13 protein-coding genes and 1 pseudogene are annotated in these 12,655 nt (G+C 68.1%); 6 read left to right on the forward strand and 8 right to left on the reverse strand.

Features of this window, described 5'->3' with window-relative positions; translation table 11 throughout:
- Positions 1–80 precede the first annotated feature (80 nt).
- Together rsmG and mnmG are read right to left on the reverse strand one after the other, a co-directional pair.
- Entirely contained in the window at positions 81–755 is a 675-nt protein-coding gene (gene rsmG, locus KXJ60_RS12255) for a 16S rRNA (guanine(527)-N(7))-methyltransferase RsmG (RefSeq protein ID WP_291127767.1), read from the reverse strand.
- On the reverse strand, positions 752–2,737 hold the full coding sequence (gene mnmG, locus KXJ60_RS12260) for a tRNA uridine-5-carboxymethylaminomethyl(34) synthesis enzyme MnmG (RefSeq protein WP_291127770.1): 1,986 nt from the start codon (positions 2,735–2,737) through the stop codon (positions 752–754). Before mnmG ends, rsmG begins: the two co-directional genes overlap by 4 nt.
- 202 nt (positions 2,738–2,939) lie before the next feature.
- On the opposite strand from mnmG, the gene KXJ60_RS12265 reads away from it, so the two are divergent.
- Both KXJ60_RS12265 and KXJ60_RS12270 read left to right on the forward strand, forming a co-directional pair.
- Positions 2,940–3,323 (forward strand): hypothetical protein, encoded by a 384-nt coding sequence (locus KXJ60_RS12265; RefSeq protein ID WP_291127773.1) that lies wholly within the window; start codon positions 2,940–2,942, stop codon positions 3,321–3,323.
- Positions 3,324–3,362: 39 nt separating this feature from the next.
- Positions 3,363–3,950 carry an NAD(P)H-dependent oxidoreductase gene (locus tag KXJ60_RS12270; protein ID WP_291127775.1) on the forward strand — a complete coding sequence of 196 codons (588 nt, stop codon included), beginning with the start codon at positions 3,363–3,365 and terminating at the stop codon, positions 3,948–3,950.
- A gap of 32 nt (positions 3,951–3,982) precedes the next feature.
- Here the strand turns inward: KXJ60_RS12270 and KXJ60_RS12275 are convergent, their stop codons facing one another.
- Both KXJ60_RS12275 and mprF read right to left on the reverse strand, forming a co-directional pair.
- Complete coding sequence (locus tag KXJ60_RS12275) at positions 3,983–5,392, reverse strand: AcvB/VirJ family lysyl-phosphatidylglycerol hydrolase (protein WP_291127778.1); 1,410 nt, start codon at positions 5,390–5,392, stop codon at positions 3,983–3,985.
- Positions 5,389–7,995: a bifunctional lysylphosphatidylglycerol flippase/synthetase MprF gene (gene mprF, locus KXJ60_RS12280; RefSeq protein ID WP_291127781.1), complete on the reverse strand. Its 2,607-nt coding sequence runs from the start codon at positions 7,993–7,995 to the stop codon at positions 5,389–5,391. The genes KXJ60_RS12275 and mprF overlap by 4 nt, the downstream gene beginning before the upstream one ends.
- A gap of 61 nt (positions 7,996–8,056) precedes the next feature.
- Between mprF and KXJ60_RS12285 the strand changes: the two genes are divergently transcribed.
- The 4 genes from KXJ60_RS12285 (at position 8,057) to KXJ60_RS12300 (ending at position 10,167) form a co-directional block, all read left to right on the forward strand.
- Positions 8,057–8,341: a YkgJ family cysteine cluster protein gene (locus KXJ60_RS12285; protein ID WP_291127784.1), complete on the forward strand. Its 285-nt coding sequence runs from the start codon at positions 8,057–8,059 to the stop codon at positions 8,339–8,341.
- Positions 8,338–9,006, forward strand: coding sequence for a Crp/Fnr family transcriptional regulator (locus KXJ60_RS12290; protein ID WP_291127786.1), 669 nt, complete (start codon positions 8,338–8,340; stop codon positions 9,004–9,006). Before KXJ60_RS12285 ends, KXJ60_RS12290 begins: the two co-directional genes overlap by 4 nt.
- A 97-nt stretch (positions 9,007–9,103) precedes the next feature.
- Positions 9,104–9,295: a DUF2892 domain-containing protein gene (locus KXJ60_RS12295; RefSeq protein ID WP_291127788.1), complete on the forward strand. Its 192-nt coding sequence runs from the start codon at positions 9,104–9,106 to the stop codon at positions 9,293–9,295.
- A 101-nt stretch (positions 9,296–9,396) separates the two neighbouring features.
- On the forward strand, positions 9,397–10,167 hold the full coding sequence (locus KXJ60_RS12300; protein ID WP_291127791.1) for a class II aldolase/adducin family protein: 771 nt from the start codon (positions 9,397–9,399) through the stop codon (positions 10,165–10,167).
- A 34-nt stretch (positions 10,168–10,201) separates the two neighbouring features.
- On the opposite strand, the gene KXJ60_RS12305 is transcribed toward KXJ60_RS12300, so the two are convergent.
- The 4 genes and pseudogenes from KXJ60_RS12305 to KXJ60_RS12320 form a co-directional block, all read right to left on the reverse strand.
- Entirely contained in the window at positions 10,202–10,735 is a 534-nt protein-coding gene (locus KXJ60_RS12305) for a DUF4410 domain-containing protein (protein ID WP_291127793.1), read from the reverse strand.
- Positions 10,736–10,916: 181 nt separating this feature from the next.
- Positions 10,917–11,378, reverse strand: a complete 462-nt coding sequence (locus tag KXJ60_RS12310; protein WP_291127795.1) for an NUDIX domain-containing protein — start codon at positions 11,376–11,378, stop codon at positions 10,917–10,919.
- A gap of 45 nt (positions 11,379–11,423) precedes the next feature.
- Positions 11,424–11,846: a hypothetical protein gene (locus KXJ60_RS12315; RefSeq protein WP_291127798.1), complete on the reverse strand. Its 423-nt coding sequence runs from the start codon at positions 11,844–11,846 to the stop codon at positions 11,424–11,426.
- Between the two features lie 239 nt (positions 11,847–12,085).
- Positions 12,086–12,655 (reverse strand): annotated as a pseudogene (locus tag KXJ60_RS12320) (hypothetical protein); the annotation flags it as partial.

The raw sequence follows: 12,655 nt of genomic DNA on the forward strand, positions 1-12,655 counted from the left end.
CGAAAAGTGGAGGGTCGAGTTTACGTGAAGGGGTTCAGCGCCCTGCCCCCATCGTCCCGCCAGCCCGCCGGCTGTGATGCTCAGGCAACAGGTCCGGGGCCCGGGCGCATCCAGACGATGCAACGCTCGGCGTCCAACCCCGGCACATGCAGCGGTTCCACGTGAAACACATCGACCGCCTCTGCGTCTTTTTTCAGCGCCGCCAGCTCGTCGCCAGGGTGCTTGCCCTTCATGGCCATCCACACGCCACCGGGGTTGAGGGCGTCGTGCGACCAGTGCACGAAGTCCACCAGCGAGGCAAAGGCGCGCGAACACACCACGTCGTAACCCGGGCCCGAAAGCGCGTTGAGGGTCTCCACCCGGGCGTGCAGGCCGCGCAGGTTGGGCAGCTTCAGGGTGGCCGCCGCCTGCTGGATGAACGCGGCTTTCTTGGCCACGGTGTCCACGCAGGTCACGTTGATGTGGGGGCAGGCGATGGCGATCACCACACCCGGCAGGCCGCCGCCCGAGCCCACGTCCAGCAGCTGCAGCGCCCTGCCCTGCGTCTGCGCCAGCAGCGGCCGGATGGCCGCGAGGCTGTCGAGCAGGTGATGGGTCATCATCTCGGCCGGGTCGCGCACCGCCGTGAGGTTGTAGACCTTGTTCCACTTCTGCAGCAGGCCCAGGTAATCCAGCAGCAGATCGACCTGCCGCGCATCGAGTCCGAGCCCCAGCGACTGCAGGCCGGCCTGCAAGGTGGTCTTCAGGTCGCTCATGCCGCGACGTCGGAGGACACATCTGCCGCCACCGGCAGCGTGGCAAACCCCTTGAAGCCACGCTTCTTCAGGTGGATCAGCAGCAGCGAAATGCTGGCCGGCGTGATGCCCGAAATGCGCGAGGCCTGCCCCAGCGTCTCGGGCCGGTGCTTGGCCAGCTTCTGCCGGGCTTCAAAAGAAAGTGCCGTCACCTGCAGGTAGTCCAGGTCGGCGGGCAGTTTCAGGCCCTCGTAGTGGGCAGCGCGCTCCACCTCGTTTTTCTGGCGGTCGATGTAGCCGGAATACTTCGCGGCAATCTCCAGCTGCTCGACCACCGGCTCCAGCAGATCGGCCAGCGTTTCACGTGAAACATCGGCCGCCTGGTACTTGCCGCCGTCCATGCCGACCAGCGATGCATATGCCACACCCGGGCGGCGCAGCAGGTCGAACAGGTTGTGTTCGTGCTCGATGGCCTTGCCCAGCACCCGCTCGCTTTCTTCGGCGGGCAGGTTGCGCGGGTTCACCCAGGTGGCTTTCAGGCGCTCGGTTTCACGTGAAACCGCGTCGCGCTTGCGGCAGAAGGCGTCCCACTGCGCATCGCCCACCAGCCCCATGCGGCGACCCGCTTCGGTCAGGCGCATGTCGGCGTTGTCCTCGCGCAGCTGCAGGCGGAACTCGGCCCGGCTGGTGAACATACGGTAGGGCTCGGTCACGCCCTGGGTCACGAGGTCGTCGACCAGCACACCGAGGTAAGCCTCGTCGCGGCGGGGCAGCCAGGCCTGCTCGCCCCGGCATTGCAGCGCGGCATTGATGCCGGCAAACAGGCCCTGCGCCGCCGCTTCTTCGTAGCCGGTGGTGCCGTTGATCTGGCCGGCGAAAAACAAGCCCTGGATCTGCCGCGTCTCGAAACTGTTCTTCAGCGAGCGGGGGTCAAAGTAGTCGTACTCGATGGCGTAGCCCGGCCGCAGGATGTGCGCGTTCTCCAGGCCGGCCATGCTGCGCACCAGCTGGTACTGGATGTCAAACGGCAGGCTGGTGGAGATGCCGTTGGGGTAGACCTCGTGCGTGGTCAGCCCCTCGGGCTCCAGAAAGATCTGGTGGCTGTCCTTGTCGGCGAAGCGGTTGATCTTGTCTTCCACGCTCGGGCAGTAGCGCGGGCCCACGCCCTCGATCTTGCCGGTGAACATGGGGCTGCGGTCAAAGCCGCTGCGGATGATCTCGTGCGTGCGCTCGTTGGTGTGCGTGATCCAGCAAGGCACCTGGCGCGGGTGCATCGCCGTGCTGCCCATGAAGCTGAACACCGGCACGGGTTGGTCGGCGTTCATGCCGCCGGGCACGCCGTCGCCGGGCTGTTCGGTGCACTTGCTGTAGTCGATGCTGCGGCCGTCCAGGCGCGGCGGCGTGCCGGTTTTCAGCCGGCCTTGCGGCAGCTTCAGCTCCTTCAGGCGGGCCGAGAGCGACACCGCCGGCGGGTCGCCCGCGCGGCCGGCGGCGTAGTTGTTCAGGCCGACGTGGATCTTGCCGTCGAGGAAGGTGCCGGCGGTGAGCACCACCGTGCGGCTGCGGAAGCGGATGCCCACTTGCGTTACCGCCCCCACCACGCGGTCGCCCTCCACCATCAGGTCGTCCACCGCCTGCTGGAACAGCCACAGGTTGGGCTGGTTCTCCAGCGTGCGGCGAATGGCGGCCTTGTAGAGCACGCGGTCGGCCTGGGCGCGGGTGGCGCGCACGGCCGGACCCTTGGAACTGTTGAGGATACGGAACTGAATGCCGCCTTCGTCGGTGGCCAGCGCCATGGCGCCGCCCAGCGCGTCCACCTCTTTCACGAGGTGCCCCTTGCCGATGCCCCCAATGCTGGGGTTGCAGCTCATCTGGCCCAGCGTCTCGATGTTGTGCGTGAGCAGCAGCGTCGTGCTGCCCATGCGCGCGGCGGCCAGCGCGGCCTCGGTGCCGGCGTGCCCGCCGCCGACGACGATGACATCGAATTCCTGTGGGTACAACATGGTGGTGATCGCTTCAAGGGTGCTGCCGCCCGGCGCCCCGGGCAACCCGCGATTGTCCCACCGTTGCGCGATCTGTGTCCTGCCCGCCATCGCACCAGGGCCTTGCGGCGCCGGCGCTAACGCGCCGCGCCGATGGGCGAGCGGACCTCCTTTTCCTAACCTGAGCCCACCCACCGTTGGGTGTTCACAGGAAGGAACCGCAATGAAAACCCCATGGCTCGTGGCCGGCTCCGCCGCACTGGCTTGTCTGAATGCCCACGCGGGCGCCGCCTTCATGTTCGGCATCAGCCACAACTTCGGCGGCGACACCGGCGTCACCTTCAAGATCCTGTCATCCGACAAACGCCACAAGCCCGTACTCGCGGCGGGCGTGAACTTCTTCCCGCAGCGCCTCGGTCTGGACGTGGGCGTGGGCTACAACTTCACGCGCACCACCGTCACCGTGGGGCGTGACCTGCTCAACGAGCGCTACCAGATGGCCTGGGGCATCACCAGCACGCGCTGCCCGCCCCCTCCTCCGCCACCACCGGCGCCCGTGATCACGCCGCCCCCACCGCCCGACGGCGGGTTCGGCGAAATCCCCTGAAGCCGGGGCGCGCACGAGCGCGGGTGCCAAAATCCCGGCATGACCACCCCCTCCCTCCTCGTCTTCGCGGGCAGCACACGCGCCCAGTCTTTCAACCGCCGGCTTGCCCACGTGGCCGCCGACCTGGCGCGTGCCCAAGGCGCGCAGGTCACGCACCTGGAGCTGGCCGACTTCGACCTGCCGCTCTACAACGCCGACCTGGAGGCGCGCGGCACACCCGCCGCCGCCATCCGCCTCAAGGAAATCTTCCACGCGCACCCGGCCTGGGTGATCTGCTCGCCCGAGTACAACGGCAGCTACACCGGCCTGCTCAAAAACACCATCGACTGGGTGTCCAGCCCCGTCAAGGGCGACGCCACCTGGGGCAGCGGCACCAAGCCTTTCGCCGGCAAGGTGGTGGGCCTGCTCAGCGCCTCACCAGGCGCCTTGGGCGGCCTGCGGAGCTTGTCTCACTTGGCACCATTGCTATCAAATTTGCAGTGCTGGGTGGCGCCGAAACAGTTTGCACTGAGCAAGGCCGGTGACGCTTTCGACGCCAGCGGCCATCTGGTGGCGGAGCCCGCGCGCCAGGGCGTGCAAGGCGTGGTCGAGCAGGCGCTCTGGGCGGCGCAGCGCTTCCAGGGCTGAAGACCCGCGCCCTCAGCGCGACTCAGCGAGACTCAGGGCGACGGTGAGCGGGTGCGCTGCAGGATCTGCTCGGTCAGCTTCTGGTAGATGCCGTCAAAGTGGTGATCGCCGGCCATGGGCACGGGCGTCACGTGCTCCACCGGGATGCGCGGGCAGATGGTGTCGCGGTCGTCCTTGCCGTACACGCACAGCGTGTGGGCAGCCGTGAGCCTGGCCAGCTCGGGCTTGAGCGGCAGGCCGCTCTTGTCGCGCGTGAGCCAGTTGCCCAGGCGGAACTCGAAAGACGCCTTTTCCCCCGGCCCGATCAGCACCGTGTGCGCCACCAGCCCGCGAGACGCCGCCGGCAGCCGGTTCACCGCAAACGGCAGCACGTCCGCGCCCTGCGAATAGCCGATCAGCAGGGCGCGCGTTTTCTTCCATTGCGTGGCGTAGCTGCGCACCACGCGGTCCAGGTCTAGCGCCAGGCCATCGGGCGTGCGCGCCGACCAGAAATACCGCAGCGAATCCCAACCCACCACCGGCACCCCCGCCGCCGAGAGCTTGGCGGCCAGTTCCTTGTCGATGCCGGCCCAGCCGCCGTCGCCCGAGAGCAGCACGGCAAACGTGTCGGACACCCGGGCCGACGGCACCGGCACCAGCGGCAGATCGGCCACGCCGGTGTCGGGCGCGGGCGGCGCGGCGGTGGGCGCGCGGCTGAGCTTGCGCTGCGCCTCCAGCAGCGCGGCCGTGGCGTCGGCCACGGGCACGCTCACCAGCTCGGTACCGCGCACCTGCGCCACGAAGTCCTGCACCTGCGCGGGGGCGCAAGCGGTGGCCTCGGCGGGCTGCAACACCGCCCAGGGCGCTTTCGTGTGTGAAGAGGGCAGCAGCGTGATGCCCGCGCCGGGGGCGTTGCGCTTGAAGTTCACGCCGTCGCCCTTGCACAGCGGGCGCTTCACGACCAGCGTGGGGCAGAAGTCCATGGAGATCGCGCCGCCAAACGTGTCGGCCGGCGCCTGCGCGAGCATGGCGTAGGCCAGCGTGCCGCCCAGGCCCTGGCCCACGAGCAGCGGCGGAAAGTACCCCGGCAAACGGGCATAGCCCTGCAGAAAGTGCGAGAGGTTTTCCAGGTCGCCATCGGGCAACAGGCAGTCGCCGCCGTCTTTGGTAAGCGCGGCCAGCAGGCGGGGCGTGTGGAGGCCGGCCACCAGCGCGCCGTTGGCGGCGAGCGCCTGCGCCTGGGCGCCCAGGGCCGGCGTCCAGCCGGCGTCGCCCGAGAGGAACAACACAAACGACTTCGCCTCGCCCTGCGGCCGGTAGAGCGCCACGTTCTTGAAGTTGCCGTGCGACAGTGTCTCGAAGGCGGCGGCCGGGGCCGGGCTTTTGGCCGGCGCCTGCGCGCTGGCCAGGCCGGGCAACCACAGGGCGCCGAGCAGGCTGGCGGTGATGAGCAGTGTCTTCATTTGGTGATCACCCGGCGCAGGCCGCCGGCGATCAGCGCGGCCACGTCGGTCAGGATGAAAAAGGGGGCAAAGCCGCCGGGCGACGCGAGGTAGCGCGGCTCCCAGACGGGGTCGAACTTTTCTTTGAACGCCCGCAGGCCCTGAAAGTTGTAGAAGTTTTCGCCGTGGTTGAACAGCAGGCGCCCCAGGCGGTGCCAGTTGGGCGCCAGCGGGTGCTGCGCCATGCCCGAGAGCGGCACCATGCCGAGGTTGAAGCGCTGGTAGCCCTGCGCCTGAAAGTGCAGGATGGTCTGCGCAAACAGGAAGTCCATGGCGCTGCGCGGCGCGTCGGGCAGCTGGCGCATCAGGTCCACGCTGGCTTCGAGCTTGACGTCGGTGCAGAGCAGCGTGGCAAAGGCCACCAGCCGCTCGCCCTGGCGCACCACCGCCACCGGCTGGCGCAGCACATAGTCGCGCTTGAAGGCACCCAGCGAAAACGACTTTTCGGCCGTGTGGTGCTCGGCCAGCCACGCATCCGAGATGGTTTGCAGCTGGTCAAACACCTCGGCCACCTGCGCGGGCGCCAGCACCTCGAAGCTCAGCCCCTCGCGCTGGGCCCGGGCCACGCCGTGGCGCAGGTTCGAGCGCGCCTTGCCTTGCAGGCTGAAGCCGGGCAGGTCCACCAGCGCGCATTCGCCCAGCTTGTGCACGCGCAGGCCCGCGTCGAGGTACACCGGCAGGCCTTCGGGGCGCACCTGGTAGAAAGCCGCGCGCCCGCCCGATTCGCGCGCCTGCTCCACGAAGCGCCACACGAGTTCCGTCCACTCGCTGGCGGGCCCCACCGGGTCGTACAGCGCCACCCACGAGCGCCCGCGCCGCCCAAACATGATGAACGCGCGCTGCGAATCCGACACCATCAGGCTCTTGTCGCCCATCATCACCAGCCCCGCACCCGCCGAGGGCTGCGCGCGCACGATGCGCGCGGCCTGGTCCAGCGCGCCGTTGTCGGGCTTCACCAGCACACCCTGCGGGCGGCGCAGCAGCTGGCCCAGCGCGATCATCAGCGTGAGCAGCGCCACCGCCACCAGCGCGCGCAGCGAGCGCGGTGCGTAGCCGTCGAACTCGAACTGCCACCACACCTGGTCCACATAGTCCACGTCGCGGTACACAAAAAACAGCAGCGCCGTGACCGCCGCCACCACCGCGACCACCGCCCCCAGCCAGCCCCAGGTAAAGGCCTGCGAGAACAGCGCCGCGCGCCGGTTGAACTGCTTGCGCGAGAGCGCCAGGGCGCCCGCCAGCACCAGCAGCAACACCGCTTCCGACACCGCAATGCCCTTGGGCAGGCACAGCACCAGGCTCACCAGCGCCAGCCCCAGGCCAGCCCACCACGAGGCGTCGAGCCGCAGGAACATGCCGCGCGCCACAAACAGCAGCGCCAGCCCGGCGATGCTGCCCAGAAAGTGCGCCGCCTCCACCACCGGCAGCGGCATGTACAGCGTGAGCAGCTCGGTGGCGTCGTCGGTGGCCGGCGTCACGCCCGACACCAGCAGCACCACACCCACCACCCAGGTGAACGCCGACAACAACAGCGGCGACAGGCTCGCCGCCGCCTTCACCACCGGCGTGGCCGCGCCGCGCTGCCACTCGGCACCGGCCAGCATCGCCACAGCCAGCGCCAGGGGCAGCAGAAAGTAGATCACCCGAAACAGCACCAGCGCACCGGCAATCTGCTCGGCCGGCACATGCTGGCCCAGGGCGAGCAACATCACCGCCTCAAACACGCCCAGGCCGCCCGGCACGTGGCTGATGACACCCAGCGCAATCGCCAGCGCGAAGAAGCCCACAAACGCCGGGAACGCGATCGCGCCCGAGGGCAGCAGAAACCACAGCGCGGCGGCCGCGGCCACCACGTCCAGCGCAGAAATAAGCAGCTGCTGCGCGGCCAGCGGCGCACTCGGCAGGCGCAGCGACACACCGCGCCACACAGGCTGCACACCGCCACGCTGGCAAAAGCCGATGAACGCACCCGCCGCCAGCAACACCACCACCGCCACACCGCGCAACACGCCCGGCGGCGTGCCAAACACCGTCTGCACCGTGCCCGCGCCCCACACCAGCGCCGCCGCGCCCACCACCACAATGCCGATGCCAAAGCCGAACGCGTTGAACACGATGGCCCGCGAAATCAACCCCGCTTCCAGCCCCGCCGCGCCATACAGCCGCATGCGCACCGCACCGCCCGTGAGCACGCCCAGGCCAATCGTGTTGGACAGCGCATACGCAATGAACGCCGTCTTGGCCACGACGCGCTGCGGCAGCTGCGCACCCGCGTAGGCGAGCGCCGTGCGGTCGTAGAAGGTGAGCGCGAAGTAACTCGCTGCCGTGGCCAGTACCGAGAGCAGCAGCGCTGTGGCCGGCGTGCCGCGCACCACCTCCACGATCTGCTCGTAGCTCATCTCGGTCATGAGCTTGTGGGCCGCCTGCACCACCAGCGCACCCAGCAACACGGCCAGCGCCGCATACACCCACAGGCGCCACTGGCTCAGCCGGGAAATGAGGGTCTCGGGGCTGGCGGGCGCCGGGGCGGAAGCCGTGGAAGGGGTAGGAGACGTGATGGCCATGGTGCAAAAGGCAGAGATGCAAACAGTGTAGGGCCCGGGTGCAGCGCGACAATGCATCACCATGCCCACCGCCCCCCTTGCCACGGCCTGCCGCCCCGGCTGCGCCGCCTGCTGCACGGCCCCGTCCATCAGCAGCCCCCTGCCCGGCCTGCCCCAGGGCAAGCCCGCCGGCATGCCGTGCCCCCACCTGGACGGCGCCCTGCGCTGCTGCCTCTTTGGCCAGCCCGAACGCCCCGCCGTGTGCAGCTCCCTCGTCCCCGGGCCCGAGATGTGCGGCAGCAGCCGCGAACACGCCATGGCCTGGCTCACCCGCCTGGAAACCGCCACCCGGCCCCACGCCACATGAACCCCGCCGACCAGCAGACCCTGGCCCAGCTCTACCCCGCGCTGCGCACCGCGCTGGCGCCGCTGGACGCGCAGGCCCTGCCCGTCATGGAGGTGCCCGCCGGCACCACCCTGTTTCATGAACACTCGCCCTGCGCCGGCTTCCCGCTGCTGCTCAGCGGTGAAGTGCGCGTGTCCCGCTCGGCCAGCAGCGGGCGCGAGCTCGAGCTCTACCGCGTGGTGCCCGGCGAACTCTGCCTGGTGTCGTCGTCGTGCCTGTTTGCGCAGCAACCCCTGAGCGCGCACGGCGTGGCGGTAAAGCCCACGCGCCTCACGCTGCTCGCCCCCGACGCCTTTCGCGCCGCGCTCGCGCAGGCCGACTTCCGCGAATTCGTGCTCGGCCTCTTTGCCACCCGCATGGCCGACCTCACCGCGCTCATTGAAGCCATCGCCTTCCAGCGGCTCGACAGCCGCCTGGCCGCCACCCTGCTCGGCCACGGCACACAGGTGCACGCCACCCACCAGGCCCTGGCCGACGAGCTGGGCACCGTGCGCGAAATCGTCACCCGGCTGCTGCACCGCTTCGAGCGCGACGGGCTCATCGAACTCTCGCGCGAGTGCATCACCATCTGCAACAGCGCCGCGCTGCGCGCCATCGCCTCGCCCGCCGCATCAGCCTCGCGCTGAAACCGCTGTGTGACCCAGGTCACATACCCGCGCGGCACAACGGCGTTCAATGGCCGCACGCCCCGCCCCGGGGCGATCCACCCAACCGGAGCACACCATGACCCAAAACGTCGGCGGCATCGACCGCACCCTTCGCATCCTCGTCGGCCTCGGCCTCATGGCCGCCGCGGCCACCGGCACCGTCGGCCTGTGGGGCTACCTGGGCGTGATGCCCCTGCTCACCGGCCTGGTGGGCTGGTGCCCGCCCTACGCGCTGCTCGGCTTCAACACCTGCGCCCTGAAAAAGTGAGCCCGCGCGCGCCGCTGTCTTGACAGGGACACGACACGCGCGCCGCAGCGGCATACAGTGCAGGACACCGCGCCCGCCCGGGGCGCCACAGGAGACACCCCATGCACATCCCCTCCCTGAAAGAAGTCGTCAGCGCCGAAGAATGGGCGCTGCGCTGCGACCTCGCCGCCTGCTACCGGCTCGTGGCCGCCTACGGCTGGAGCGACCTCGTCTTCACCCACATCAGCGCCAAGCTGCCCGACAGCGTGACCGGCGGCGAACACCAGTTCCTCATCAACCCCTACGGACTCATGTTCGACGAGATCACCGCCAGCAGCCTGGTGAAGGTCGACATGGCGTGCAACAAGCTGCACGACTCGCCGTTCCCGGTGAACCCCGCCGGCTTCGTCATCCACAGCGCCGTGCACGAAGCGCGGCCCGAAGCCGGCTGCGTGCTGCACACCCACACGCACGCCGGCGTGGGCGTGAGCGCACAGAAGGCCGGCATCCTGCCCATCAGCCAGCAAAGCACCTTCGTGCTCGCCTCGCTCGCGTACCACGACTACGAAGGCGTGGCCTTCCGCCCCGAAGAAAAGCCGCGCCTGCAGGCCGACCTGGGCAAGGCCAACTACCTCGTGCTGCGCAACCACGGCCTGCTCACCGTGGGCCGCGGCATCGCCGAAGCCTTCCTGGCCATGTACACGTTCGAAAACACCTGCCGCATCCAGATCGACGCCATGGCTGGCGGCACCGAACTCACCCAGGTCGACCCGAAGATCCTCGCCGGCATGGCGGATGTGATGCGCATCGCCACCGCCGGACAAGGCGCGCAACTGGCCTGGCCGGCGCTGCTGCGCAAGGTGGAGAAGCTGGATGCGGGGTACAAGACCTGAGCACGGCCGGGCCTTGGGTCAGGCCGCGTTCGCATCAGTCCCCGGCGACCTCGGACATGATCTCCTTCGAGACTGCTTCCACCTGCTTGGGCGTCATCGCTGAGAACACGCCCTGCCACGCGCTTGAAGAGGTTTGAAACTTCCGGTTGGCAAACGTCTTGAGCTGCGGCAACTCGACGAACTCCACATCGAGGTCCATAAACGCGTTGCCCGCAAACACGCCCACCGCGTAGCGCTTGGCTTGCGAGACATACCGGAAGTCGTTCACCTTCATCTTCACCAGGACGGCTGGCCCGGAGGGGCGCGCAGCCTCCGCCTTGGCGAGCTTGAACTGGGCACCCTTGCTGGCCGCGGCGGCAGACATGGAGGTCTGCCACTCTTCCAGCAAAGCGTCCCAGTCTTCACCAGAGCCGATGTTGCGTGCGCCATAAACCTCCAGCACCACCGTCTTGGCAGCGGCAGGCGAAGCGCCTGAAGCGGCGGGCGCCTTGGCGTCGCGGGTGACTGTGGCGGCGCACCCGGTCAAGAACACGGCCGTTGCGAGAGCCAAAGTGGAGATGAGACGCATGGGTTTCCTTGCTGATGAGGGATAGGGGGTGGCCTTGTGTGGCCCCGCTTTCGCGGCAACCGGGCAACGAAGCAGGATGCAAAGCTTGGGCTGGCGAGAATGTAACGTGCGCCACAAGCTCGGATCTGGCCCCTGAGTGACTGTTCTTCTTTCTCAAAAGTCACCCGTCAGACGGCTGAAATCAGTTGCGCACCCAACACCCTCGAGACATCAGCAATTCCGGCAAGTCTGCTGGCCACAAGACGTCGCTGGTCAACTGGAGTTCCGACGCAGACCACCATTTGTGGTCGTTGATGACGTCGACTTCCTGAGCACTCCAGCGATCCCGGTGCAAGGTCTGGTCCGGTACGGTGACGACGAAGAACTGTTCATCGGCAATGACCTCTACACCATCTGGCAGCTGCAACACGAACTCGCGTCGGGCAATCGGGTCCCCCACATCCGCGACCTGTATGCCCGTCTCTTCCATCAACTCGCGCACGGCGGCCTCTGCGAAAGTTTCCCCTGGCTCCAGCCCTCCGCCAGGCGTCGCCCAGTAGTTCTGCCCCTTCAGAGCGCCCGTTTTGTGCACGAAGCGAAGCAGGAGCAAGCGTCTTGCAGGGCAAAGAACGAGCAAACGGGATGAAGGGCGACAGCGCAACATGATGGTGTTTGCAGCGCAAGTGTTTCTACATAGCCAGGGGCCGAGTTAAAGCAGCGACAACCCACCGGCAATGACGAGAACGAAGGCGCCGACCAGCGAGGTGGCTGCTCCAACGACGTTACCCCAGTACACCAAACGCGCCCAACCACGGGAACCCGATTGGAGGCCTCGGTCTTCCGTGATGGCGGCCAGTGGCGTAGCGATGCAGAAGGCGTAGGCCGACACGATGAGGCTCAAGGCAATGGCCCAAGCCATGGGCTGCGACTTCACCAAAAGCGGCATGACCGCTGCCACCGAAAACATGAGCACCGCACCCAGCGACAAGCTTTGATGTGCGACGCGCCAGGAATGGACAACCTGGGCGGATGCGCTCGCCTTGATGGCCTTGGCATAAGGTGCGCCGAGCAGCAAGCCGAAGAGAAGGACGATCGTTCCGTGGAAAGCGAGGTGTTGCGGTGCAGTGTTCATGGGACGGGTAGGCGTTGTGGGTCGCATGCAGGAAGCGACCCATGGAAGTGGCTTGACGAGTATCTCGTTTGCGCGCGTCTCATTTCTCTCGCATCAGCACAAGGACTGCGGCAACGCTCAATGCAATTGTCCAGAGCGGGGTTGTGATTGCGGTTCGCTTTTCCATTTGTGCGCGGGTCTACCGAAGGCCGTAGAGGCTCGCAACCATTGCCAAGACATCTTGGCGGTGTGCAGGCGCCTCACCCCCCCCGCCCGACAAACCCCGCCATCCCCTCCAGCACCGTGCGCAAGCGCATCAACTCGCGCGAGCCATCCAGCCGCTTCGACCAGGCCGCGATGCGGGACACGCGCTGCAGCCTGGGCAGCAGGTGTTCGATGAACTCGCGCAAGGCGGGGCCGCCGGGGCCGGCGGTGTCGTAGGCCTGCAGCACGGCTTGCACGGCGCCGGGGCCCAGGGGTTGCAGAAAGCGCGCGAGCGACAGGAGCATTTGCAGCACGTCGTACACCTGCACGGTCTGCAGCGCCATGCCGGGGCGCAGGCGTTCTTCGAAGTCGAGCCGCGCAAAGCGCTCGCCGTTCCAGGTGGTGTTGCGCAGCTGGGCGCCGCCGTGCCATTGGCCGCGTGCGTGAAAGCGCGCCAGGTCGGCGCTGGCGGCGCACATCAGGGGCAGGCGTTCGCCTTCGGGCATGCGGTGCAGTTGCAGGTCCACCGTTTCGCCGATGTCGCCAGTGGTGAGGGCGAAGCCGTCGAAGGCGAGCACGGGCGGCACGTTTTCGCCCGCAGCGGCCAGGGCCACCAGGCGTTCGTG

Origin of the sequence: Hydrogenophaga sp., from assembly GCF_019264445.1 — a bacterium.
GTDB lineage: Bacteria > Pseudomonadota > Gammaproteobacteria > Burkholderiales > Burkholderiaceae_C > Hydrogenophaga.

Coding starts and splice junctions, on each gene's coding strand:
- KXJ60_RS12315 (WP_291127798.1), bottom strand. CDS start 11,846: ATGAACACTGCACCGCAACACCTCGCTTTCCACGGAACGATCGTCCTT.
- KXJ60_RS12285 (WP_291127784.1), top strand. CDS start 8,057: ATGCCCACCGCCCCCCTTGCCACGGCCTGCCGCCCCGGCTGCGCCGCC.
- KXJ60_RS12300 (WP_291127791.1), top strand. CDS start 9,397: ATGCACATCCCCTCCCTGAAAGAAGTCGTCAGCGCCGAAGAATGGGCG.
- mnmG (WP_291127770.1), bottom strand. CDS start 2,737: ATGTTGTACCCACAGGAATTCGATGTCATCGTCGTCGGCGGCGGGCAC.
- KXJ60_RS12310 (WP_291127795.1), bottom strand. CDS start 11,378: ATGTTGCGCTGTCGCCCTTCATCCCGTTTGCTCGTTCTTTGCCCTGCA.
- KXJ60_RS12270 (WP_291127775.1), top strand. CDS start 3,363: ATGACCACCCCCTCCCTCCTCGTCTTCGCGGGCAGCACACGCGCCCAG.
- KXJ60_RS12290 (WP_291127786.1), top strand. CDS start 8,338: ATGAACCCCGCCGACCAGCAGACCCTGGCCCAGCTCTACCCCGCGCTG.
- KXJ60_RS12295 (WP_291127788.1), top strand. CDS start 9,104: ATGACCCAAAACGTCGGCGGCATCGACCGCACCCTTCGCATCCTCGTC.
- KXJ60_RS12265 (WP_291127773.1), top strand. CDS start 2,940: ATGAAAACCCCATGGCTCGTGGCCGGCTCCGCCGCACTGGCTTGTCTG.
- mprF (WP_291127781.1), bottom strand. CDS start 7,995: ATGGCCATCACGTCTCCTACCCCTTCCACGGCTTCCGCCCCGGCGCCC.
- KXJ60_RS12305 (WP_291127793.1), bottom strand. CDS start 10,735: ATGCGTCTCATCTCCACTTTGGCTCTCGCAACGGCCGTGTTCTTGACC.
- KXJ60_RS12275 (WP_291127778.1), bottom strand. CDS start 5,392: ATGAAGACACTGCTCATCACCGCCAGCCTGCTCGGCGCCCTGTGGTTG.
- rsmG (WP_291127767.1), bottom strand. CDS start 755: ATGAGCGACCTGAAGACCACCTTGCAGGCCGGCCTGCAGTCGCTGGGG.